The sequence below is a fragment of the Phocaeicola vulgatus ATCC 8482 genome, from assembly GCF_000012825.1.
Classification (GTDB): domain Bacteria; phylum Bacteroidota; class Bacteroidia; order Bacteroidales; family Bacteroidaceae; genus Phocaeicola; species Phocaeicola vulgatus.
Genome location: NC_009614.1, coordinates 1,227,643 through 1,252,258, shown reverse-complemented (window position 1 = coordinate 1,252,258; position 24,616 = coordinate 1,227,643). Strand labels below are relative to the sequence as shown.

The 24,616-nt window shown below is 47.2% G+C and carries 21 protein-coding genes; 1 reads left to right on the top strand and 20 read right to left on the bottom strand.

Features of this window, described 5'->3' with window-relative positions:
* Positions 1 to 98: 98 nt before the first annotated feature.
* The 4 genes from BVU_RS04815 to BVU_RS21030 are packed head-to-tail and all read right to left on the bottom strand — an operon-like array spanning position 99 to position 7,807.
* Positions 99 to 1,451: a BT_3987 domain-containing protein gene (locus BVU_RS04815; protein WP_011964968.1), complete on the bottom strand. Its 1,353-nt coding sequence runs from the start codon at positions 1,449 to 1,451 to the stop codon at positions 99 to 101.
* Between the two features lie 36 nt (positions 1,452 to 1,487).
* A complete protein-coding gene (locus BVU_RS04810; RefSeq protein WP_011964967.1) occupies positions 1,488 to 3,401 on the bottom strand; it encodes a RagB/SusD family nutrient uptake outer membrane protein in 1,914 nt (637 codons plus the stop codon).
* 12 nt (positions 3,402 to 3,413) lie between these two features.
* Positions 3,414 to 6,815: a SusC/RagA family TonB-linked outer membrane protein gene (locus BVU_RS04805; RefSeq protein WP_011964966.1), complete on the bottom strand. Its 3,402-nt coding sequence runs from the start codon at positions 6,813 to 6,815 to the stop codon at positions 3,414 to 3,416.
* Positions 6,816 to 6,853: 38 nt separating this feature from the next.
* Entirely contained in the window at positions 6,854 to 7,807 is a 954-nt protein-coding gene (locus tag BVU_RS21030) for a FecR family protein (RefSeq protein WP_011964965.1), read from the bottom strand.
* A gap of 284 nt (positions 7,808 to 8,091) precedes the next feature.
* On the opposite strand from BVU_RS21030, the gene BVU_RS04795 reads away from it, so the two are divergent.
* Positions 8,092 to 8,640 (top strand): RNA polymerase sigma-70 factor, encoded by a 549-nt coding sequence (locus BVU_RS04795; RefSeq protein ID WP_011964964.1) that lies wholly within the window; start codon positions 8,092 to 8,094, stop codon positions 8,638 to 8,640.
* A gap of 873 nt (positions 8,641 to 9,513) precedes the next feature.
* Here the strand turns inward: BVU_RS04795 and BVU_RS04790 are convergent.
* The 16 genes from BVU_RS04790 to BVU_RS04690 form a co-directional block, all read right to left on the bottom strand.
* Positions 9,514 to 10,575, bottom strand: a complete 1,062-nt coding sequence (locus BVU_RS04790) for an InlB B-repeat-containing protein (protein ID WP_011964963.1) — start codon at positions 10,573 to 10,575, stop codon at positions 9,514 to 9,516.
* 39 nt (positions 10,576 to 10,614) lie between these two features.
* Entirely contained in the window at positions 10,615 to 10,893 is a 279-nt protein-coding gene (locus BVU_RS21025) for an HTH domain-containing protein (protein WP_224205299.1), read from the bottom strand.
* Positions 10,890 to 11,231, bottom strand: a complete 342-nt coding sequence (locus BVU_RS04780) for a hypothetical protein (protein WP_008670646.1) — start codon at positions 11,229 to 11,231, stop codon at positions 10,890 to 10,892. Before BVU_RS04780 ends, BVU_RS21025 begins: the two co-directional genes overlap by 4 nt.
* Positions 11,203 to 11,763 (bottom strand): M23 family metallopeptidase, encoded by a 561-nt coding sequence (locus BVU_RS04775; RefSeq protein WP_011964961.1) that lies wholly within the window; start codon positions 11,761 to 11,763, stop codon positions 11,203 to 11,205. Before BVU_RS04775 ends, BVU_RS04780 begins: the two co-directional genes overlap by 29 nt.
* Entirely contained in the window at positions 11,760 to 12,914 is a 1,155-nt protein-coding gene (gene traN / locus BVU_RS04770; protein WP_011964960.1) for a conjugative transposon protein TraN, read from the bottom strand. The genes BVU_RS04775 and traN overlap by 4 nt, the downstream gene beginning before the upstream one ends.
* Before the next feature lie 593 nt (positions 12,915 to 13,507).
* A complete protein-coding gene (locus BVU_RS04760) occupies positions 13,508 to 13,741 on the bottom strand; it encodes a hypothetical protein (RefSeq protein ID WP_008670649.1) in 234 nt (77 codons plus the stop codon).
* Positions 13,742 to 15,724: 1,983 nt separating this feature from the next.
* Positions 15,725 to 16,180 carry a hypothetical protein gene (locus BVU_RS04735; protein ID WP_011964954.1) on the bottom strand — a complete coding sequence of 152 codons (456 nt, stop codon included), beginning with the start codon at positions 16,178 to 16,180 and terminating at the stop codon, positions 15,725 to 15,727.
* A gap of 32 nt (positions 16,181 to 16,212) precedes the next feature.
* Positions 16,213 to 17,184: a conjugative transposon protein TraM gene (gene traM, locus BVU_RS04730; protein ID WP_011964953.1), complete on the bottom strand. Its 972-nt coding sequence runs from the start codon at positions 17,182 to 17,184 to the stop codon at positions 16,213 to 16,215.
* Entirely contained in the window at positions 17,181 to 17,819 is a 639-nt protein-coding gene (locus tag BVU_RS04725; RefSeq protein ID WP_228680734.1) for a hypothetical protein, read from the bottom strand. The genes traM and BVU_RS04725 overlap by 4 nt, the downstream gene beginning before the upstream one ends.
* Positions 17,810 to 18,583, bottom strand: coding sequence for a hypothetical protein (locus BVU_RS04720; RefSeq protein WP_011964952.1), 774 nt, complete (start codon positions 18,581 to 18,583; stop codon positions 17,810 to 17,812). The genes BVU_RS04725 and BVU_RS04720 overlap by 10 nt, the downstream gene beginning before the upstream one ends.
* Before the next feature lies 1 nt (position 18,584).
* Positions 18,585 to 19,106 (bottom strand): conjugal transfer protein TraI, encoded by a 522-nt coding sequence (locus tag BVU_RS04715; RefSeq protein WP_011964951.1) that lies wholly within the window; start codon positions 19,104 to 19,106, stop codon positions 18,585 to 18,587.
* Between the two features lie 29 nt (positions 19,107 to 19,135).
* Positions 19,136 to 21,556: a conjugal transfer protein gene (locus tag BVU_RS04710; RefSeq protein WP_011964950.1), complete on the bottom strand. Its 2,421-nt coding sequence runs from the start codon at positions 21,554 to 21,556 to the stop codon at positions 19,136 to 19,138.
* On the bottom strand, positions 21,525 to 21,866 hold the full coding sequence (locus BVU_RS04705; RefSeq protein ID WP_032949216.1) for a hypothetical protein: 342 nt from the start codon (positions 21,864 to 21,866) through the stop codon (positions 21,525 to 21,527). Before BVU_RS04705 ends, BVU_RS04710 begins: the two co-directional genes overlap by 32 nt.
* On the bottom strand, positions 21,863 to 22,183 hold the full coding sequence (locus tag BVU_RS22500) for a hypothetical protein (RefSeq protein WP_041174407.1): 321 nt from the start codon (positions 22,181 to 22,183) through the stop codon (positions 21,863 to 21,865). The genes BVU_RS04705 and BVU_RS22500 overlap by 4 nt, the downstream gene beginning before the upstream one ends.
* A 7-nt stretch (positions 22,184 to 22,190) precedes the next feature.
* Positions 22,191 to 22,988 (bottom strand): fimbrillin family protein, encoded by a 798-nt coding sequence (locus tag BVU_RS04695; protein ID WP_011964948.1) that lies wholly within the window; start codon positions 22,986 to 22,988, stop codon positions 22,191 to 22,193.
* 23 nt (positions 22,989 to 23,011) lie between these two features.
* On the bottom strand, positions 23,012 to 24,601 hold the full coding sequence (locus BVU_RS04690) for a fimbrillin family protein (protein WP_011964947.1): 1,590 nt from the start codon (positions 24,599 to 24,601) through the stop codon (positions 23,012 to 23,014).
* Positions 24,602 to 24,616 lie beyond the last annotated feature (15 nt).

Genomic DNA, 24,616 nt, shown 5'->3' with positions numbered 1-24,616 from the left:
AATTAGTGTTATAGAAGTAAGTTAAAAGAAGAGATAATATGTAGGGTATTTTCTTAGATATTATCTCTTCCTAATATAAGATATATTAAGCTGACTGATTAATTTACATGCAACTTCAATTCGGCCAGCGCGAAACTGTTACCTGCTGGAGTAGATTCTACCACCAGGCGGATGTGCTTGAACTCTTTGCCCACCAGAACCGGTGATTTATAGGTGCCTTTTGTAGCAGTGGGGAATCCTTCCATAATCGTCATTATTTTACTAAATGTGATACCGTCCATACTGCCTAGCACACTGATACGCTGCGGTGCCCCGTTGTTGTTATTGTGACGTACTTGGTATTCAAACATCAAAGCCGTGTGTGGTTCATCTAAATTCAACTGTATCCAGTGCGGCAACCCCGGTTCTTCCAAATAATCGGAATGGTAGTAGGTATCTGGATTACCGTCGAACATATAGTCAATTTTTCCTTCCACTTCACGGTTAGGATGGATGGCTGTCATACCACGTGACAGAGTGACCGGATGCAGTTTCGATTCATCAGGCACATAGGAGATGCCGAAGAGACACGACTGTTTATTAGGATTGATTTCAAAGTAAGGCGAGCTACATTGTGTCATTTTCAAAGGTAGCACATAGTTACCATAACTCAATTTATTTCGTTTCACGGTTACGGTTAAGCTAGCTGATTTACTGCCAGCTGTAAACAAAATCTTTCCTTCGTTGCTCAGCGTATAAGCTTCTTCCGACAGCATGGTGTAATCCACCCCGTTCTTTTCATTATACTCGGTCAACAGACTCTCGTCTGGCTCCAGTGTACAGCTAAAATTCCACTTATTGTCTACCGAAAAGACCGCAGGCAGATTCAGCTCGATTTCATTTGCATCCATAGCATCTGAAATGATATTCAGATTATATCCTGTTTTCTCAAATGCAACATTAGGTACAATTACAGCGGGCTTCAGAAACACATATTTACGCTCGGCATTGATGGAATCCGCACTATTTTGCAAGATAAATGGAATCACAAAATTCCCCTCTTGCTGGTTGCTTTCTAGGATCTTATCCGTAATCAATGTAACGGATCTGGTCTGGTAAGTATCGTTAGGACCGAATTCTATCTGTTTATCTCCATTAAATACGTAACAATCTTCCGGGTATAATTGATAGTCTTTTCCGTTTTGTTCATTGTAGATTTCCAGCAACGCTTTATCCATAACATCAATGGAAGCTCGGGTGACTGTACCCAGTTGAGCGCCTGATTTGTTGACAATCAACTGGTATTCTCCGTTTTCACCTGTATTATATACTTCCACTTCAATCTCATCACAGTTTCGGAAGGATAGAATGGTGCTGAATTCATCCAAAAACTCATCCTTATTATCATCGCAAGCAATATAGGTTAGGCAGCAGGCTGCTGTCAGGGCTATAGTTAATAATTTGTTTTTCATACAACTGATTTTGTTAAATTATACATACCGGGGGCATTACCAACCATAATTTTGTGTCAACAACTTGTTGCGATCCAGTTCTCGCTGAGAGAAAGGATAGAGATAATGCTTGTTTTGGAAGACACGGGTTTCAAAAGCCGTTCTCTCCCAGAAACCGTCGGGGGTTTCAGTTCCCTTCATACCAGCATCAAGCGGACAGGAAGTGTTCATACCATACATCTTGCCGTTGTCAGTTTGAGTAGCAATCATCCATGTACGGGTATCGAAATAGCGATGGCGTTCGAAAGCCAATTCTATCTGACGTTCTTTTCTGCAGAGCTGAATCAACTCTTCTGTAGAAACTTGTCCGTAGATACTTGTGATGGGGTCCAATCCCGCGCGTTTCCGTAGGTCGGCCCATTTTTCCATGGCTAGGGCTTCATAGCTGGGATCTAGTGCCACCCCATTCTTCTTGCACTCGAGCACGGCTTCAATGAAATTTAGGTAGATTTCTCCCAAACGAAATACCGGGAAAGTTATATTACCCCACTGTCCTTCGGACGAATTGAGTTTATGGTCATAGAAACGGTTGCAGAGGTAGCCACTCTTTGGATAGTCGTGACTCTTATTACCGTTACCGCCTTTCGCAAAAGAGATGGAAGTAGCGCTATTGCCGTGCAACCACTGGTTTCCGCCAAAGAATACGGTGACATAGAAGCGGGGTTCCCGATCCTTATACATATTGGGAGCTTCGATTTCAAAATCAGCCTTGTTGCTCCAACCACCAGACGGATATATCCAAGATGATTTCTCCAGTTCGGAAGCCAGTTCATAGCCAGATAAGGGCTCTACGATAGGTGTTCCATCTGCTTCATATCCTGTGATAGGATACCAACCGGTATTCATGGCATACGCATCCACCAAAGCTTGAGTAGGGCCTACTGCCCCATAAGCCGTACCAGCCACGCCGGTGGGCACAGTACCTACTCCCCAAGAAAACAGTCCGTTATAACGGTCAGTCCAAATCAGCTCTTTATTCCAAGTTTCGTGTGTCACTCCATAATAATCTTCATACGGGTTATCGTTACCAGCTCGGTAAAGTTCGTAGCAGGGATTATCAATCAGTTTCTTGGCTGCTTCAGCAGCTTTCTGCCATTTGGTATTATCAAGCTCAGGGAAGAGCTTAACACCTGACAGTTCAGGGAAGTCGGGTGCATCGGGATTCTTCACCGTGCTATAGAGTTTATTACCATTGAACAGCGGGCGGGCCGAATATAGCAGTAGTCGGGAGATCACGGCATGGCAAGTACCTACCGTAGCCAATCCCCACTTCGCCGCCGGCAAATCGGACTGTTGAAGAACAACGCCACTTTCAGCACACTGCGTCATTTCGCTGACCACGTAGTTAACACATTGATCCCAGGTATTGCGCGGGCGATACAGTTCTTCTGTGCTGGCGGTGAAATCCAGCAAATCATCGCCTAACAGAAATACCGGACCATAGTCACGCATCATCAGAAAATAATAGTAAGCACGGGCAAAACGAGTCTGCCAGTACCATTCGTCCAACTGATCTTTAGTGACTAACGGGTCGCTGCATTTGTACACATTTTGCAGGAAAATATTACATTCGCGGATACCTTTATAATAGTGATCCATCTTATAATAAGGAACCTGTGAGGGGTTCCAGGTACCAAAGTTTATCCAACGGTACTGACGGTCATACGCAATGGTACATTCGTCCGATGCTCCTAAATACGGTTCAGTATCACCCTGCAAGCTTCCATTTTCATTGGGCAAGAAAGACATGGCATTTAGCCAATATTGCTGGGTAGTGTTTCTGGATTCCCAGATTTTATCAAAAGTCAGTTTTTCGTCTTCTTGTCTATCAAGAAAATCTTCGCATGAGCCCAAGGTAAAAGCTCCAAGTGCTAAGTATATTATGGATTTGAAGTAATTTTTATATTTCATATTTGGTATAATTTAAAAGTTAGCATTGAATCCGACAGTAACAACACGATTCAGCGGATAGCCTGAGCCATCTGATGAGCCTTTGGCTTTTTCAGGATCCCATAATTTGAAAGAGCTGAATGTAAGTAAATTGTTTCCGGATACATAAAATCTCAACGATTTAATAAATGTTTTAGTGACAAATTCTTTAGGTAAAGTATATCCGATTTCAATGTTTTTCAGACGTAAAAAGGAGCCATTGCGCAACCACCAGGTGGAATTCTTGTTGTTGTTGGAAGCGCCGGCACCCCCGCTACCATTGCTTAGGCGCGGATAGGTGACATGAGCATTCTGTTCAGGCGAATTAGTAGACATCCACACTTTGCCCCACAGGTCTTTATTGATAGCCGCACGTTCCATGTTACCACTGGAGAACGGACTCTTTACCGATACACCATCTAGAAAGAAAGAAGTATGAGCAGAACCTTGGAAGAAGGCGTTGATATCCCAGTTTTTCCATTGTGCACCCAAACCGAAACCGTACATGATTTCCGGCAGGTTGGTATAACCGATCGCCACCTCATCTTGTGTATCGATGATGCCGTCGCCATTGATATCCTGATATTTGATATCTCCTACACGGTATTCACCGAAAGTCTGACGCGGGCTGTTGTCAATTTCTTCCTGACTTTGGAATAGACCTAGGGCTACAAGACCGAAAGGCTGCATCTGACCGTCAGATCCGAACGGCTTGCCTATGCGATTTTGGTATTTGTATTCCCAATCGGGTTCGTCGTTATCAAGCAGCTTGTTGCGGCTGAAAGTAAAGTTACCGCGGGCAGTTAGAAATACTTTTCCAATCTGGTGATTGTACTCTACATTGGCATCAAATCCCTTGTTGAGTGTTCTACCTATATTAACATACGGAATGGTGGATAAACCGACAATGGCTGGCAAACCGGCGCGTTGCAGGAAAATGCCTTGACGCTCTTCACGGAAGTAGTCAGCCTGCACCTTTACCTTATTGAACAGAGAGAATTCCACACCCAAATTGAGTTTGGTAGCCTCTTCCCAGGAAGCATACAAATTTTCTATTTCCCCTACGCGGATACCTGCTCCCCCTTGATTACCGCTTTGGCCGAACCACCAGCCTTGATCGCCAGTGCCCACAATTGTAGATTCATAAACCCAACGTCTTTGTCCGCCGATATCATCGTTACCTACTTTACCATAAGAACCTTTCAGTTTCAACATATCAATGGTCTTGGTGAGCGGTTCAAACCATTTTTCGTTCGATACCATCCATCCCAAAGCAAAAGCCGGGAAGAAACCGAAGCGATGTCCGCGGGCAAAGTTTTCAGATCCGTTGTATCCCATGTTCACTTCGGCAAAATAAGTATCTCGAAAAGCATACGTCACGCGACCAGCCAAGCCTTGGTTCTTATAAGGTAATGCTGCATTGCCGTCGGCAGCCTGGGTGTTGGTATGGATTTTCTGATTATAAAGGAAAAGAGCTCCCACGCGATGGTTACCAAATAAGCGATTATAGTTCAACGAACCTTCCAGATAACGGGTCATAGTACCTTGGCGTCCAATTTCATAACCTAATGATTCACTGCCAGTGTGTACAGGGTCCCATTCTCCATCATTGTTGTTGTCATCGTACATCAGTCGACCTTCCGCATCACGTCCGCGTGCATGGTAGAAGCTGGGTGATTTGGAGCGACGTTGCAGCGTGGTATTCCAAGCATCCCAAGAGAATTTGATATTAGCAGTTAGACCTTCCAGCGGTTCCCAAATCTTACCGAAGTCTTGAGTCAAGCCAATCAAAGATTGAGCCGAATTCCAAAATTGTTCACGATAACCTGAGTGTACCAGCATATTCCACGGATTGTGGCCGGAGTCGGTAGACGGACCGGACAAAGTACCATCGGAATACTGTACCGGAAATGCATTCGGAGAAGCATTAAAGGTATAGCTCCAAATATCGTTATCATTATCGCCGAAGCCAGGACCGAACGACTTTTCATAGATATTGGCTAGGTTGACATTCAACGTGGTACTCTTAGTCACATTCAAATCGACATTGGCACGGAAATTGAACTTGTTATAACGGATGGCTGAGTTGTAACCATAGATATTACCAGCGTTTTTATAGATAGAACTTTCATTGTAGAACGAACCGGACACATAATACTTAATGTTGTCACCACCACCAGTCACACTCAAGTTCACACGCTGGTTCTCTGCCATGTCATCAAACAGGGCATCAAACCAATCCACATCCGGATAAAGATCTGGATCGCTGTGGTCGCGATATTTCTGAATCACTTCCGGAGAGTAGTAGTTGGTACCACTGGCTTCATTGTAAAGTTCTGCCCATTGCGCCGAGTTAATCATTTCCGGTCGTTTGGTGGGAGCAGTAAAGCCGAATTCTGTGCGGACATTGATAGCCGGTTTTCCTTCCTGCCCTTTCTTGGTAGTAATCAAAATAACACCATTTGCGCCCCTAACACCATATACGGCTGAAGCAGAGGCATCTTTCAAAATAGAAAAGGTAGCAATGTCATCTGTATCCACCAAATCCAGATCACGCTCAATACCATCAACTAACACCAGCGGCGTAGAAGTACCCTTGAATGATGAAACACCTCGGATATAGAAATCGGCCGAGCTGTTTTTACCCGGTTCACCTGAACGGCTCATGGCTACTACACCAGAAAGTTGACCTGCTAATACATTAGAAATGGAAGCACCCGGTACATTGAGTTTACGCATGTCAAGTGTAGAAATTGCTCCTACCACACTTTCTTTCTTCTGACTACCGTACCCTACAACTACCACTTCATCAAGCACTTCGGTGTCAGGTTCCAACACCACATTGATTACTTCCTGATTAGCAAGGGCAATTTCCTGTTTTTTGTAACCGATGTACGAAAACTCTAATACCCCCCCAACTCCTTCAATAACGATGGAATATTTACCATCCACATCGGTAATAACCCCGATAGAACTGTTCTTAAGCCAGATACTGGCTCCGATGATCGGTTCTTTGATGTCGCTGGCAGTTACAACACCGATTATGGTACGTTTTTTAACTTGCTGCGTATTTTCAGTCTTAGTCACTTTTAGAATAACTTCTTTTCCTTTAATAACGTAGCTTACGTTGCTGCCCTCAAATACATCTTTTAGAACTTTTTCAATATTTCCCGTGCTGTTATAATCGCGTTTCGTGTTGTTTTCCAAATCTGACGCATTATAAAAGAACGTGTATTCACTGTTTTTTTCAATCAGCTGAATAGCCTGTTTAATGGTCATGTCTTCTCCTTTTACAGAAATATATTTCTGTGCTCCCATACTGGACATGGGATAAAGAAGAAAAACAAGGATGATACTTAACAGTATCGAAAAACGACAAAAAGTGTGTTTCTTCATTCTGTTTTTTTTAAAGTTTAACATTAGGTTTACTTGTTTTAATGATTGTTTTTATAAATAATTATCTCATTACCATTTGCTTTCATTTCGAGACTAAGACTATAACAAATTTTCTGTAAGACATCTTTCAGTGATTCTTCTAAGCGGATTTTTCCTGTAAAGGCAGACTGTTGTTTAAGGTTGATTCCTTCCAACTTGATGTTACTGTTATACCTGCTGTTGATTGTCTCAATCAATTGTTTCAAGGGAAGATTCGTAAACTGAAGACTGCCATTTTTGTATTTAATATTTCTCAACCATTCCTTTGTTATATTATCCTTCTTAATATAATATGTTAATTTTTGAAATGGTTGCATTTCAATGGTTTCATGATTTTCCGCTGTAAAATCCACCTTTCCACAAAACAAAATAATTTCATTTGTCTGCTGGTTTTGATTCTGGTGAATATCAAAGCTGGTTCCTTTTACTTCTATCATGCCCTGATTAATGTAGACTTGAAATGGAACCCCATTCTGACGCATTACCTCAAAGAATGAATTCCCCTTCAGCCAGACTTTTCGGTCCTTGAGAAATGCCTTGGCATATCGCAGACTACTTCCTTTCTGCATCCATACTTTCGAACTGTCTGGCAATGTGTACAGTTGGGATTCCTGTGCAGTCACTTCAATAAAGTCATTCACACAACCGGCTTGTTGTTTGGCAAACCACAATCCAGCAGACGTGATCAACAAGAGGGTCACCGTTGCAGCTATCATTTGCCATTTGGGAAACATTTGAAAGAATCTTCGGTTTTTATTATCTTGTTTATTTTTGATGTTTCTCCAAATTTGCTCTTTCATTTGCCAATCAATGGACTCATTGCCCGCTTCGTCCCATTGTTTTCTAAGCTGAAAATCTATCTCATCCAATTGGATAAATATCTTGCGTTGCTCTTTGGACATCGTCCCTGAGAGCAATCTTTTTATGAACGTTTTTCTATTATCAATTTTCATACCTATAAATATCTTTTTACGTGCATCTATAATAAATACACCTGAAACCCTTTTCCCCCCACATCGGATTTGAAAAAAATATTTTTCTGATTAGAATTTTATAAATATCTATATGTCATTGCGCTTATAAAATCAAAAAAAGTAGTTGTTTTTAACACCACTTGAAAAAAAGAACGTAAACGTGCCTTTTTACCGTTTAGTCAAATAAAAGGCTTAAGTTTTTTTTAATTAATCATTTTTTAATTAATTAATTTTTATAACTTTGTGGTTGTATTCCTAAATAAATGAAAGAGAAAGTGATACTAAATAGAATGAAGGCAGGTGATGAAGAAGCATTTGCCTGGCTGTATAACCATTATTGGCAAAAGGTTTATCATTTTGCTCGGCTCTATTTGACCTCTTCTTCCGAAATCTCAGAAGCTGTGCAAGACGTTTTTCTGCATGTTTGGGAGGCAAGAGAAACCTTTGACAACAGCAAGAATTTTGACGGTTATCTCTTTATTATTACCCGCAACATCATATTTAATTATTCAAGGCGTTATTTTAATGAACTCAATTTTAAAATGACTGTATTGCAAAGCATGGAAGAAGGTTATAGTATAGAAGAAGAACTGGATGCACGGGATTTAAAGAGGTATATTGATAAGCTAGTAGTCCAACTACCTGCTAATCGGCAACGTATTTTCCGCATGAGCCGCGAACTGCACCTAAGCAATAAGCAGATAGCAGAACAGTGTGCCATAACAGAAAAAGCCGTGGAACGTCAGATTACCTTAGCCTTGAAATTTATCCGAGATAATCTTCCGTTCTTTGTGCTCTTCATGCGCTTTTAATCTGAGTCTTCTGTTCCCTGTTTCTGCCAATGGTCGGTGCGAAAAGGAGTCACTAGCAGACCGAACCTAGGAAAAAGGTTATTGTGAGTAGTACCTGCCCAATTATAGTGCATAGCTACGGGATGGAGTACCTCAGAAGATTGCACCCATACTTCTTTTTTACGGACTGTGGCAGTAGTTGGATAAAATATCCGGTCACTGTCTGCTACAAAAAACCGCTCCGATTCTCATTTGAAGCGAATCTCTTTCCTATTTCCCTACAACGAATCCGAATAGTATTTCCTCCGATGATATGCTTCACGTAAACAGGCGATTCCAGCAAGCACTTCCTCCGTATATCTGCTTCAAGATAACCTGTGCAAGACGAAATCCCTTATCAAAGGCTTTTTGCTACGACATGGCTTAGTGTAACGAAAAGTCGGTAATTACCGCTAGGACCGTACGATTTATGGCCAGTGTTGCCGCCTAAGCTTCGCACAGGAAAGTCTATGGAGAATAATCAGCAGACTCTGTAGAAAGCTCATAACTGCCCAGTTGTACCAAAAGAAATGGCAGATCGGCTAAGATATGTGATTATTAATGATAGTATAGAAAAGTTATACTATCAAAATGTATTATTATAACATCTTATAATAATGTGCCTCGCCTGGTAGAAAAAGATTCTGTTATTTATTTGCATAAGGAGTTTAAAGATGTTTTTATCAATAAAATCTCTAAAAGTTCTTCCAATCCGATTTTTACTCCTTTTCGTCTGCAATGAGAATAGCCTTGCCACACTCTCATTTAGAGTAATGACAGGGCTATTTCATATTTATCTATTATAATCCTTCACTTTCTCGGATATTCGGTTTTGTTCCATTCTCTTTATTGTTTCTATTCCCAATGGGGAGTGAATTGGAAAGTTATCTTATATCCAATACCTGATATTTCCTTACCATCAAACTCACTGAAATCAAGAGTTTGCTTGCCTGATGGTGATTTGACGTTTGAAAGAACCACAGCATTGTCTATTATAATATCAAAAGACTGCGGAGTGGCACTCTTCTCTCGTGTATCTCCATCCTGGTTAATCGTTTCCCATTCTGAATATGCATACATAACCTTTTGGTTCTGCTCTATTTGCACAGGATAGCTTACTTCATCCATATTGTCCATGTCATTTTTGGTCTGTCCATATATCCTGCATACTATACCGGAACAATCTGTGGATGACACGGTCAAATATTCATAACTTTTACCACTGTTCGTACTTGAAGTTGAGCTGTAAAATCTATCCAAATTAATTGTGATACTTCTTATGGATTGCTTGAAATTGGCTGTAATAGTACTGTTGGAACCATGCAGGGTGGCGGTAGTGGTTGAACTGCCTGGATTTTCGATAGTTACATCACCACCTATAATTGTCCAGCCTGTAAATTCATACTCACTCTCCGGAGTAGCCGTAATACTGATCGGCTTTTCCACCTGATATTCCATTGTTCCTTTCGGATTAGTTGTTCCGCCTTCACCTGCATTGATCGTCAGTGTGCGTTTTTTTTCCTTGAATCCACAATGGAAAGTATGGTCCTGACCTCCTAAGTCAACATCGAACTCTGAAGTCCCGGATTGTGCATAATCGTATTTCTTAGGTTGATTAGCCGGCCCTCCATAAAAATAGTTCACCTCATATCCTGCATCAGGATGGGCTTCAACAGGAACATTTTTGCGTCCGTCATACAGTCCTGCTCCAGTGGCATACCCCCCGGTAAAATCAACCCTTCCGTCTGAAGAGCGGGCTGAGGTTTCCAGCATCCCCTCGCCTTCGATGATGATACGTGTATCACCGGTAGGGACCGGTTCGTCCTTTTCAGAATCCTGTTCCATTATCTCCTCATTCTGGCAGCCTGTGAACATGGCCACGAACGCCGCCAACAGTAAAAATTTAACTTGTTTCATACTTCATTCTTTTTTAAAGGTTTATTATAATTGTATGTATCATTTCTTTTTCTTATCGTCCAGCACGTCGGCATCGATGCGGGCTTCGAACGTCGCATAAAGCACGAACCGGTTGAAAAAATAATAAGTATTGCGTGTCTTGCTGAACCTTATGTCAGCCCCCATCAGCCGGAGTTCCTCCAGGTAGTTGCTGACGGTCCGTTCACTCACCCGCATCCTGCCGGCCAGTTCCGCACGGCTGCCGGTACTTTCCTTTCGGATCAGCCTGTACATCCGGTTGATCCGTTCTATGTAGCTGACAACGGAAAGGCTCGTCATATCCTCTCCTCCAGTCCGGTCTGTTCCAGGAATCTGCGGAAATACCCCTCCTCCAGGTACAGGCATCTCATCAACGCCTCCTTTCCCTCCCTGGCATACACCCGGCGAAGGAGCGGGAAATCCGTGGAATAAATGTTCCATCTGATCAGCCCCTCCGCCCTCCGGTCAAGTTCCGGGCAGTCAGTTCCTTCCATCCGATACCTCACGGAGAGGAAGTACAGGTTCTTCAGCCTGTATTTCTCAAGAAAGGAAATATCCTTCGGGCATGCCTTCAGCCCGTCGGCGGCGATGCATCTTAATACAAGCTGTTCAATCTCTTCCTGAATTGTCATATCCATACCAGTATGGTTTTATAGTTCTACCGTTCTTTCTTATCTCATAATGCAGATGATAGCCTGTGCTTCTGCCCGTGCTCCCGGCAAAGCCGATAACAGCCCCTTTCCCGAGCTTTTTGCCCTCCGTCGTATAGTAAGCTGCCAGATGTGCGTAAAGCGTTTCAAAGCCGTAGGAATGCCGTATGATGACGCATCTTCCATAGCCTCCCTTCCTTCCTGCGAAAACGACCGTACCGGAAGCGGTGGCATGGACCGGTGCGGCCAGCTCCACCGCCATATCGACTCCCGAATGAAAACTATGTTTTCCCGTTATGGGATGAATCCTGCCTCCATACGGGCTGCTTATCCTGAACTTGTCTTTCAGGGGACATGACAGAGGGAGCCTGTCTGCCACCCCGTACCGGTAAAGTATGTCCCGGCAAGCTTCCAGGCTTTCCAGACGGCTGCATTTTTCCAGTGCCGTATCGAGCAGTTCCCTTCCGTTTTCCCCCTCGAAAGAAAAGGGGAAGAACAATATGAGCATCAGCAGTTTCATCTGGATATCCTCCTTAATATCCTGTCCGCTTCATCTTCCGTTTTCTGCTCCTGCAGGCTTCTGAACACTTCCTCCGCTCCCAGAAGTGACTTGTTTTTAAGTTTGTACAGAAAGTGCCGGCCGCCGTTTCTCTCCTGGATCTCGATGATGAGCCTTTTCTTGTCAGGAATGGTAAACTTGTTCATGGCCACCGTGAACGTCCGGCTCTCATGTGCAGGTATCTCCTCCGGGTAGTCGAAAGCGAACAGGATGTTCTGCTCGATCTGCTGCACCGCCGTCTTCTTGTGAATCTTTGCATCCTGGATATAGAACCGCATGAAATCCGTCGTATAGCCTATCTGTGTGCGGTTTGTCAGCGTCATTCGCAGCAGCAGGATGTCCCCGTCGATGAAGATGTTTCCGACCTCGAACTCCATGCCGGCGTTCTTGTCCTTCAGTCCCAGGTCCAGGGGAATCCTCTTCGAGATTGCCTGCCTGATCCTTTCCTTCTGTTCGCTTGACCGTTCCCTCTCGTCAAGGATGGCCACCCTTTGCGTCTTTTCCTTGTCAATGACAAAGCTGAAACGTTCCGGGAAAGGGGCATAATGGAGATTGAAAGTGTAGAATTTCCCCCCTTCGACCACTGCCGAGATGTTCGTGTCTTCCGTAAACTCTCCGGTGGCTTTCACTGCCAGGATGTTGTCCACTCCCTCGGCCTTTTCAACCTCCACATTTGTACTGCCATAGTCCACATAGGTGATTCCGGCCGGGAAAATGAGGAACATCTGCCTGTCCTTTCCCACCGGCAGTGTATGGGGCGCGGGTGCCTGGCCGTCCACACGCACATAGCTCTCCACCGGGTGGGCGTTATAGCTGATGGCATAGGAGTAGAACTTCGTGTCGGCTGTCACCACCGACAGGGTAGTCTCACCCGGGAAATTCTCCTCGGCCGCTTTCAGGCGTATGATCTCCGGGCAGTTCCCGACTTTCTCACCGATGACATAGTCACCGCCGATACTGTAATACTTCACCTCGGTAGGGAATATCAGGTGCAGGGTCTTCTCGTACCCGATCTGAAGGGGCACTGCCGGAAGCTCCTCGATCCTCTGGGCTTTCCCTGAAAGGAAAACGGACAGGAACAGTCCTGTTATGTAAATTCTGTTCGGTTTCATGGTTTTCTTTCAATTCTATATCTTTGTATGCTAATTTTAAAGTTGTTTGCTTATGAATACAAATCTCAATCAGTTGCTCAAGGATCTTGAAATAGGTCCCGCTTATGTCAAGATCCTTATTTGCCTCTTGGGGTGTACTTTTATGCTGTACCCGACCTTTTTTCACTTCACCTGTTTTTTCCGGGAACTTCCTGTATACGAACAGGTACTTTTCACATCGGGCAGTTCCGCTTTGTATACGGGGGTCGGAATTCTTCTTTCAGCGATAAGTCCGGTAAGGTATCCAAGGATACTCTATACCCCTTTGGCGATGCTTTCCTCTTCAGTAATGATAAGTCTTTTCATTTGTTTATTTTTTCTGAATGAGGAGTGCAACCGTTTCAAGCTATTCTCAACCGTTCTGTCGGTAATGTATCTGCTGCAGTTCATTGCGGGTGGCATTTCCATACTCAAGGAAAAGAAAGGAGAGAAAGACAATGCACATTACTGACTCCCTTATAAAATCCGCGTATTCATATACTGTTTGCAAGAAAGCGGAGAAGCCCATAAGCACACAGTCAGCCACCAAAAAGCAATGAAGGTATCCTGTTGATTCATATCATGCAGGATCTCAGTATTGCACAGCAAAGCGCTCCTAGCGCACAAAACAGCAACAGCAGCCAGTACCAGTTCTCACGTATGAATGCCCCCAGGTGGCTTTCCCCTTTCCGTGCCTTCACTTCCCGCCCGCCTTCCGGTTCTGAAGCCAGACGGAGAAGGATTGCCTCAAATGTCAGTACGGCAGCCATTGTGAAGAAAATGCCGGCATGGCTCAACAGGTTTTCCATTTTGCTTTAGTTTTTATTTTCATTTTCATTCTTTTTCTTTCTCATTTTTCCCTTGTCCTCTTCAGGCAGTCCTCCGGTTCCGCCTTCCTACCCAGATTCCGGCTGATTGTTCCGTGCCCCATAAAGAGGGGCTATCACTATAAGTATACATGCAATTCCTAATACTATGATGAATAATAGTCGGATCAGGTAATCTGCTTTTTCCCAAATAATTCCCATATCACATCGTTTTTTTAATTCTTTATTTGATCAGACTCTTTCAGGAACCGTGCCACATCGACGGCTGGTCTTTCCTCTCCCTGATATCATGCAATTTATTTCATGGATGTTTCATTTTTCTTTTCCTTATGATATTCTCCAGATATACCCAACATCTTATTATAATCTTTTCAAAGATGTCAGTAAACAAGAGTATATTTAAACAGAGTAACATAAGGATAGGGACAGCATATCCCCAAGCCCCAAGCTTGTTCCAAAGTTCTTCCATGTCATACAGTTTTTAAGTTATTCAATCTGTCAAACTCTTTCAGGAAGCGTGTCACGCCGTCAACCGGGCTTTCCTCTCCCTGATATCATGCAAATCTATTTCATGGACGCTTCTTTGCATCTGTCCGGTCCCTTCCTGACGCCTTCTTCTTTTTTCCTTGAATATTCATAGTAACTCTTCCAAAAGCCCAAAATGTGGGAAACAATATTAAGGGTGAGAAGAAAGCAGAAAAGTAAGATGGTCACAGAGCCGTTTTTCGATAAGAATTCTTCCATATCATACATTTTTTTCATCATTCGTTATTGTCACTTTCAGAGTCCGTTTATAATGGCTTACAGGTACACAAGGCTTGCCAAGTCCTTGTCTTTTACCGGAGTAGCTAATTATCAGGGCATGTCCCGTCACATGGACATGAGGACTCTCCGCATCCAATCGGCAGAAGCACTGCCGGAAGCTCCTTGATCCTCTGGGCTTTCCCTGAAAGAAGAATCAGGAGAAGTATCCCTGTGATGTAAACTTGGTTTTGTCTCATTCTTACTAAATATTATCCCCAGTCAAATAGCCTATAAAAGCAGTTTGCCGGGATTTTATTACTTTTGCAATTCAGTTATTAATTAAAAGCAACCGTCATGTCTACAAATTACAACCAGTTACTGAAAGATCTTGAAATAGGTTCCGTTTATGTCAAGATCCTTATTTGCTTTTTGGGATGTACTTTCATGTTGTATCCATTTTTGTGTTATTTCACCCATTTTTTTCGGGAGCTCTCCGTATATGAACAGATCTTTTTCACATTAGGCAGTTCTGCCCTATACCTGGGTCTTGGACTTCCATTCTCCATTATGGGACCTGTCAGATATCCTGCCTGTTTTTATACTCCCATGATATTGTTAACCTGTGCCATTGTGATATGTATTTTTATATATTTATCGGTGGATTTTTTTTCTCCGCTAGCATCATTATGCATAGTACTGTTTTTAGAATATCTGTTTCTCATTATCACAGGGGCAATAGCCGCTTTCAAAGAGAAAAAGATTTCTAAAAATGAAATCTATTACTAATGTCTTTTCATTTTTCTTTTTATTTTCCATTTAAGTGCTTCTAGATATTCCAAACATTTTATTAGGATGTCTTCCAGCCTTCCTGTAAAAAAGAGCATAATGAATACGTTTAAGCAGATTCCGAAAAGAATGGGGAGAATATATTCCCACCCTTCTGGTTTGTTCCAAAATTCTTTCATTTCATATATTTTTTTTCATCATTCGTTATTGTCGCTTTCAGAGTCCGTTTATAATAGTTTACAGGCACTTCACTTCCTGATTAGCGGATGCCTTTTCCCCTTTAAATACTTTTTAATTTTTCGCATGGCCTTCTTTACAAAAGTCCCGATACTGAGAATGAAATTTTCCAGTTTCCCTGAGAACAGGAGTAGGATATATCCATTCAGGCAGATAACCAGAAGGGCAGAAAGTGCATAGTACCAGAATTTTTCCATGTCATACAACTGCATGATTATTCATTTCATCAAACTCCTTCAGGAAGCGTGCCACATCCGCAGCCGTTGGGAATATCCCGTCAAAGAGCTTGTACATCAGTTCCGGTCTCTGCGGCCGGTTCCGATATACTATCACTTTCTTTCCGGCCCCCTTCATCCATCCCGCTTCGGAATGTGCTGAAGCCCCGCAGGGGAGCACAAGCACACATACGTCGGCCTGCCGCATGGCATCGAAGTCCGACCTGAATCCCGCTTCTGCCAGCGGATGCTCCAGCGCGTCCAGGTACTCGTCTGTCTCCATCTTCTCCCAGTTCCCGCTGATCTGCGACCAGCGGAAGTCTGTTTTTCTTTCAGGGTTCCTGAAGTCGTACACCTCATGCCCCCGTTCTCTTAAAAAAGCCACGATCCGTGGCTGGTATTCGTTGCTCCAGCTGCTTGCCACATATACTTTCGCCATTGTCCTTATCCTTTCCTATTTAATCTGTATTTCTATTTTTTCGCATCCTTCAGCAGTATCCGGTAGTTCGTCTTGATGGTCACCTTTATCTTTCGGATATTCTTGCTTGCGGCCGACTTGGTCGCGTTGATGACGCTGTTCGCCGCGCCCGCCACTATCTGGCTTCCCATGTCAAGTCCCCCGGAAATGCTTGTGTTCGTCCCGCTGACACCCGCGGCTTCCGCCTCCTTGATGGTTTCCGCCTTGGCATTTCCCGGAACGTATATGCCTTCCATGGCATCCTCGGAATACACCTCCTTTTCAAAGGGAAGTATGTTCCCTGCCAGATTCACCGAGGTGATTTTGACCAGCACCCGTTCCCCGTCGATTCCGGTCACCTCCCCGAACACCGGTGTCCCCTTGCGGATGCGCTGTCCGTCGTCCGTAAGGCAGTTCTCCGCCAGCTGCATCTTCAGCGTCGCTCCGACCATGACCGTCTGTGTGGAATGTACGAATGCCCGTATGACGTTCCTCTCGTCCTGCCGGACAAGGCGCACGCTGTTGAATCCTCTCCGGGGAGTCTCTTCGGGGACCGTGTCCTCCGGTTCCGTCTTCCCCGGTTTCTCCTCCTCACCGTCCGTCTCCTCCTTCTCCCTGAAGGGGGAGGGGGCGGGCTGTTCCGTCCCGGAAAGCGGAGCGCTTCCGAGGGTCTGCTCGTTGCGTCTGATCAGTTCCCGGATGCGCTGTATCTCGCTTTCCGGGGAAACGGTGTCCTCCGGTTCATCCATTCCGTAATTTCCTCCACCGGGCATGGGGGTTTCTCTCCGGTTCTCCATTTCCTTTTCCACACTCCCGAGCATGTCCTTGAGCGTGAAATTGTCCTTGATTTCAGAGCGCAGCCTCACTTCTCCCTCCCTGCCGTCCTCTTTTTTCGGTAATGTGGCGATGATCCCCCATACCAGCAGGATGATCACGGCTCCTATACCCCCCAGCGCCACTATTCTGCTCCTTTCAGTTTTTGTCATGGCATCTCGTATTGCTGGTTGTATGTCCGGAAGAAAAATCCGGAAGTGTTCTCCGGAAAACGTGGCGTGGTACGTATGACGGTGCCCTCGCTGAGAATCCGTATCTTTCTGACATCATTTCCGTTGATGATGCTCAGGACTGACGAGAAGGTGACGTGATACTCCTCCCCGCTGACGGATACCGAGAGCATCTTCTCGAACTCCGTCCTGTAGACCACTCCGAGTTCCAGGGCGTCGCCATACCCCCTGTCAGCCTGGTATTTGGCGAATATGGTGTTCGCGTCCGGCTTGTTGACCAGGAACAGGGCGCGTGCCCGGTTCTCCTGCAGGGAGAGCCTGTCGAAACTGTTCAGATAATAGGCCGTATGGTAGCAGTGGTTCTTTAAAAGGGATTCATACAGCAGATCCTGCTGCATGGCCTTGAAGCGGAGCAGTTCCCCGCCTTCATTGACGACCAGGATCTTGTCCATCGCGCTGTTCACCACCCTGTAGCTGAAAAACAGCACCATCGCTATTGTGGCGGCGCAGAATATGAATACCAGCCTGGTGCGGAACGTATGGTTCTTTCTGGCTTCCGCCAGGCGGGAGAAATCTTTAAGTATGTTCTTTATGTCCATCATATCAGCTATAACCATTTGTTAACCGTTGCTTTCACCGTGGCGAGCATCGCCAGTTTCAGCAGGAAGGAAAATATCACCATGAGCGTTACTGACCAGGGGCGCTGCTGTACATAGTTCACTACAATCAGATCAGAAAACACGCTGGCGATGATGAATCCCGGATACAGCATGTAGCACCCGACCATCTGTCTGGCCCATGTGTAGAAGGAACTGCGGGTGTCGCTGTTGTACAGGCAGGCTATCGCCAGGGGCGATATGACCTCGAGCAGTATCAGGATAAGGTAGCGCGTGCACAGGAACACCAGCATGAGGTAGTCGTATGCGACTCCCCCGAAACTGCCCACCGCTCCCGCCAGCAGGGAGTCGAAGGCCGTGTCCAGCCCGTTGACCGCTATGTCGATGATGTCACTGTTCATCAGGTCGTCGAAGAGCTGCTCGATCGGCTTCTTCCAGATATTGTCCGGATTGTAGACCCCTCCGGCGGCGAGCGACTCCATCAGCCTGTCCGCGGCGTATGCAAGTACGGTCTCAAGCGTGTCCAGCAACACGGGCATGATGCAGATGAGGGCTATGCAGAGGATGTACTCCCTGCCCAGCTCATAAAACTGTTTTGCATTGAATCCCTTGCCTTCGTGAACCATCTCCTTGATGATACCCGCAAGCTTGAATACAAAGGTGGTAATCACAAATCCGGCAACAAGGGCATAGAATCCCTCCACCACTATCATCCCCTTGATCTGCAGGTATGCGTTGTTCAGATTGCTGTATGCCTCTTCCATATTATCTCAGGGCTCTTTTCAGTCTTTCATACTGGGATATGATCCGGGATACCTTCGAGACCTTCCTTTCCTGCTCGATGGTCTGTCTCTCTATCTCCTGCAGGACGGCCAGCCGCTCGGAGTCGTTCATCTTCACGCTTGTGGAAAGTATGGTCCTTGACAGGCTGATGAGCCGTGTGTTGTTGAGCATGACCAGGTCAAGGCTGGATGTGAGCGTCTGCAGGGTTGACGTGCCCAGTTTTTTGTTCGTCACCAGGTCTATGCACTTCTCTGACAGTCTTCCCTGTCTCTCTATGATTGATTTGGCGGTCTCACAGCTGGAGATGACGGAGTTGACCTTGCGCATCATGTCCAGTGTCTCGTCCAGCCGGTCTTTCTGCTCCTTCAGGTAGCCCACCTGTTTCTGCAGTTCCGAGAAGTTCTTGACGTTCTGTGCAAGGTTGGGCGCGTCCGCCACCGCCCATTGTGCGGATGCGGTTGCCGCTGTCATCAGCACGAGCATGGATAAAAGTAGTTTCTTCATTTGTTCTTGTTTTTGTTGTTTCTTATTTCTTATTGATGTTCCCTTATATATTCCTCTATGGCGTCCTCCATGGACATCCTCCGGTTCTTCTCCTCAAGGTCCGACCATATCTCCCCCTCCGTCTGGAACGCAAGGAATTTCTCCCTTGAGAACTCCAGGCGGGTGACGGTGGCGTAATGTTCCCCCAGCCGCATGAAACACTCCGAATAGGGCCGTTGTCCCGAAAAATTGTTCCTCATGGACTTCATCAGGGCTATCTGTCCGGGATGGGTCAGCCTGAACCTGTCTATGACGGACTGGTAGATGACCTCCTTGGTGGGGAGCACGAACAGCATGTCCGTATTGGCTATGATGTTCTTTGTGTGCTCGTTCTCCGGCAGCTGGTCGGGATTCTGGATGATGGTGTACACCGCCCCGTTCTCCTTCCTGATCTTCTGATAGCAGAAGGCCACGGAGCTGTGTATCCCGGTTCCCGTGGCCGTATCGACCATCTGCGCGGTCTCGCCGTACTCGTCAAAGATCAGGACGCCCCGTTTCCTCCGGTCACTGAGCAGCTTCTTCTGTATGACGGTGAATATCATGCCCATCACGAGGTTGCTCAGAAACCTGTCCTGCTTGATCTGCGTCAGTTCGAACACGATGAACCTCTTTCCCGAGAAGTCCGTTCCCGTATCCTTGCATACGTTCTCGTAGCGTCTGCCGGGCAGGAACTCGCCGCAGTTCAGGCTGAAGGACTCCAGGGAGAAATAATCTTTGGGGATGTGCTTCCTTGCCAGAATCTCGGGGTAATGTTCCGTCACGTGGTTGTAGAAACTCTCGAAATTGTGCCCTTCACGGACATTCTCGTAATAGTCCTGGATGAAACGGGTGAGGGCCACCTCCTTCTCCGACTCGTCCTTTGTGAACATGTGCCTCCAGTATTTCTGCACGACCCCCGAGAGCATCTCGATGCTTCCGTTGTCCAGTTCCTCCCCCTGCAGGTCGAAGGGGTTGATGCCCAGCGCCGTCCTGCCGTCGTAGTCCACGTGCAGGGAGATGTCCGGATAGAGCCTGCAGAGCTGGCTGAAGCTCTTTCCGAACTCGACCACCACGACCGTATAGTCCTGCTCGATGAGCTGCTGGGTAAGGTTCAGGGTAAAGGCGGACTTGCCGCCGCCGGTTCCGGCTATGACCATCCCGTTACGGGCGTTGACCCTCTTCTTGCCCGCATCCCAGATGTCCTTTCTCAGAGGGACCTGGTACATCCTGTCATGCACATAGATGCCCTCGCTGTCATTCCTGAAACTGCCGCACTGGAGAAAGAAGCACAATGCTATGGGCAGGGTGGTCAGGAACAGGTATTTCCGCGGCATCAGGTGGATCTGGCCGGGGACGCAGGCGAAATGCACCGCAGCCAGGTTCTCATATCCGGGAATATAATACCCGAGACGGGCCAGGTTGAGCGTCTCCCTGATCTTTTTGTCGGCCTTCTCCAGTTCGGCCTCCGACTCGTCGAACACACAGACCGAGAAGAAGCTGCGTACCAGTGTCTCGTTCTCCTCAAGGATTTCCTGCTGGAGCTCGTCCAGTTTCTGGTACTGTACCTTGATGGACCTGCTCATGCCGGAATTGCTTCCATAAATGTCGATATTGCGGGCGATCCGCTCGCGCAGCCGTCCGTTCCCCTCAAAGAAAACCACCTGGTTCACGATGTGGTTGTACGGCAGGTACATCCCAAGCCGCTCCAGCATCGGATGGTACAGCAGGGAGCCGGCGGGAGGAAGGGAGTCGTCCCGTACACAGGAATCCAGGCTGCCGTCAGGGAGAAAGATCTCATCGCAGACGGCGAAACAGCGTGCCCGTTTCTTTCCTGTGCGGAGTTCCGTGTCGGCATGTATGTCCACAACCGCCCCCGGGGCGTCGAACAGGGTGGTGTATCCGGCCGTGAAGTCCCGCATTTCCTGCCCTGACATCGGGGCTATCTCCGTATCACGCATGCTCCGGATGATGCCGACGGCGTTGTCAACTCCCTCGAGGAATTCATCGAGCCTGGCGAGGTCCTCCTTATGGAGGTTCTCCTTATAGGACAGGGGCGAGGATATGTAGGCCTTCTCAAGACTTTTGAGTCCGGAAAGTACAAAGTGCATGACGCAGGTATGGCTGACATACAGTCGTCCCCGGAAATGCCGCGCATCGGCCCGGTCAAGGAAAGAACCGCCGGCAATGTCCGGACAGTACCTTTCCTTGAGGAACACATCCTGTTTGTGCACATATGTGCCGTCCGGGAGAAACTTGAAGGCTTCCCGGAACATGCCGTCCCTCCTGTCGATATCCTCCGGAGTCAGGGAATAGCATTCCGGTTCCCGGAGTTCGAAAGAAACGCATATGCTGCCGCTGCGGGTCAGGACGACGCCCTGTCCCTCCGATTCACTGACAATGTCAAGTATGCTGTATGCCTCTTCTGATTTCATTATGCTCCTTTTTTGTTAATACCCTGTTTATGTCCAGATTACTGATGTTTATCTCTTTTCCCGTCTCCTTGAACTTTTGGGGCCGTGCCTTTCTTTTCAGCTTGTATAGAAGCAGCGGCAGGGTGGGCAGCGAGATGACGAGCACCAGGACCGGCAGGTTCCAGTTGCCTGCGGATATCCCCGCACGGATGCCGAGGAAGAACAGGACGAAAGCGGCGGAACAACAGCCGACGAATATCCAGTAGTCCCCGGAAAGAAGCCCCCGTATCATGCAGGGGCTCTCCAGTCCTTTTCTGATCCTGTATCTCATATCGACAGGCTGATACCGGAAATGGCACTCTTTACGGCGGACACCACGACTGCGGCCAGCAATGCAAAGCCGACATACCAGCCCAGTGCGACGAATCCTTCCTTTCGCGTGCCCCTGTTCTCCTTGTCGATGATATTGTCCCATTGCTGGATAAGGCCCAGAATGATACCTCCAAGCATAAAACCGCCGAACACGGGCAGTGTAAAACTGTCCAGGACATCATTGATCGCTCCCCGGGCATCCTGGGCGAATCCCCGGAGTGTATATGATGCAGACATGACAGTCAGAAACAATTTTTTTTCTGTAAAATTTCTCATTTTGTTATTATTTGTTAGGTTTGATAGTTCCGTTATAGTCTTCTCCTTCCTGCCAGGGACGGACACTTACACCGGAGAGAATGAGTCCCCCTTCTTTGCCCAGGGACAATGCATATCCGTATCTTTTTCCGGCCTCCAGGGTGACGGCCGGCAGCAGCCAGCCGTATGTGTTCTCCTGAAAACGGATCACGACCCTGTTGTTTCCCGCCTTGCCCGGCAGCAGAAGGACGGTGTTCCCATCCGAGGGGACCGTTCCTTTTTCCCCTGCCGAGAGTTTGCCGCCGGCAAGGTCATAAGTGCCGCCTGTAGGAACCCCCTCCACACTCAGAGTGCACGCGCTGCTGCCCTCTATGGTGAATTCCAGCAGGCAGAGCAGGTGTTCCATCCCTATGTCCGCTGACCGGTTCTGCCAGTCCAGGCGTATCTCCCCGGATGCCAGGTAGTCGGTCTGGGGGACCAGGCTCAGGGGCAGCTCCTTTCCCGGGATGGCGGCGAAAGGGGAGAATGCGAACAGCCTGCAGGGGGTCTCCGTGAGTGTGACCTCCGGAAAGATCCAGCCTTCCCCGTATGTTACATGCAGCGGGTTTACGGCTCCGGCATAACCGCCGCCCGTATCGTCAAGCAGCACCATTCCGAAATCTTTCACAAGGGTGGGACTTCCGTCAGTTCCGCCACGGCTGGAGCAGCTCTCTATCCTCAGTCCGGCCTTCCCGCCCTGCGGGAAGGGCTCCCGTTCACCCGAGCAGCCCGCAAGGACTGCCGGTAGCAGGAACAGGACAACCGGTTTGTATATGTCTATTTTCATAACCGCATTCAATTGATTTTTTGTTATTGTTCGATGTCAATGGAAGTCTTTCCCGGCTGTACAATTTTCAATGACAGCGTTTTGCCGCTTTCATCCTGTTTGAGGGTCACAAGACCGGTCCTCCTTTCCTTTGCCGGATTCTCGTCATAGCTTACCGATGAGCCGTTCACATGAATCCAGCTGTCACCGGATGCGTTCCAGGAAAGGGCTTTTGTAGAGTTGCCCGTCTTCTTGTAACTTGTTATGTCCAAAATGAATGAGCCGGCCGATGAGTCGTCCGGATATTCGGTATGGCTGGTTCCGCCATCCGCATAGCTGAAATAATAGCTTACCGGAGATCCCTCCTGGGTGATTGTGGCCGTGGCCGAGCTTCCTCCGTGACTTGCCGTAAACACACAGCTCCGGGATGAGCCTGACGGGTTTTCCGACACTGTCACCGTATTCCCTGAAAGGAGGAATCCTTCTGCTCCTCCGCTGAGGGAGGGGACAGCCGTCTGTGTGTTTTCTGCCACTCCGTTGACGAACACTCCGCGTGAGGCTCCCGCCACAAGGGAAGATCTGCCGCCCTGCCAGCCGATGACGGAGGGATTTGCCGTCAGGGTGACCGACCAGCCGCCATAATTACGGTACCTGGGCTCGAGTGTACGGTCCGACAGTACCTCGAAACTGTACCGTGTGTCATTCGACACGATCCTGCCGTCCTCGTACCATCCTGCGAACTCATAACCGCCGTTCACGGACGCGGTGACCGTGCAGGTGCTTCCCATGTCGTACAGGCCCGCACCTGTGGTGCTTCCACCCTGCGGATAGTCAAGGACGGTTATCCGTATCTTGTAATCTATCCGGTAGTTGTGGATTCTGCCGGGTTCGGTGGTCATGTCGGAAGTGCCGCGCAGCTTCATGTCCGGGGTTCCTGTGAGGGTTATGTAATTGGAGGTTGTCGTAAGGGTCTGGGCGGGTATGGTCATCCGGAATACCGTGGTGAGGTTCCCGGAACTGTACCTGTACATAGCATAGCTTCCCCTGGTCTCGTCCGTAACGGTTTTTCCGGTAAGCAGGTTGAACCGGCTGCCGTATTTCACATTTTCCATACGGGCGCCGTCCACGCGGTCGCTTCCTTCCACCCGGACCTCCACGGTCGACAGCCGGTGCTCGAAATGCAGCGGTATCGTATAGTCCTGTATTACGTCCGTATAGGACGCTGTCAGGAAATCGGCTGAAAGCCATCCGGACTTTTCCTGCTGGTCTCCTATGGCATGGGATATGGCGGTGATGTCTGTCTGCCCCTCCTTGAAAGGATAATATACATAGAAGTCAAGATCGGTCCCCACCGTCACAATGATGTTGTCCTCTTCCGTTGCGGGTTTGAATGCCCGGCCGTCATAGGTGTATTTGTTATTTGTGGCCCAGTACACGCCGGTCTTGGGCTCGATGGCAAATACGCCTATGGAGTTTCCCTTTTCGAACGTGCCTTCCTGGGTGGCACGCGTTTGGGCGACGGTAAAGGTGACACGGCCGTTTTCCGGGCATGGCTCCTCCTGTTCCTTCCGGCAGGAGGATACGGACAGCAGGACAAGGAAGCCGCAGATTATCGTTGTTATTGATTTTACCATGATTGTTTTTTTAGG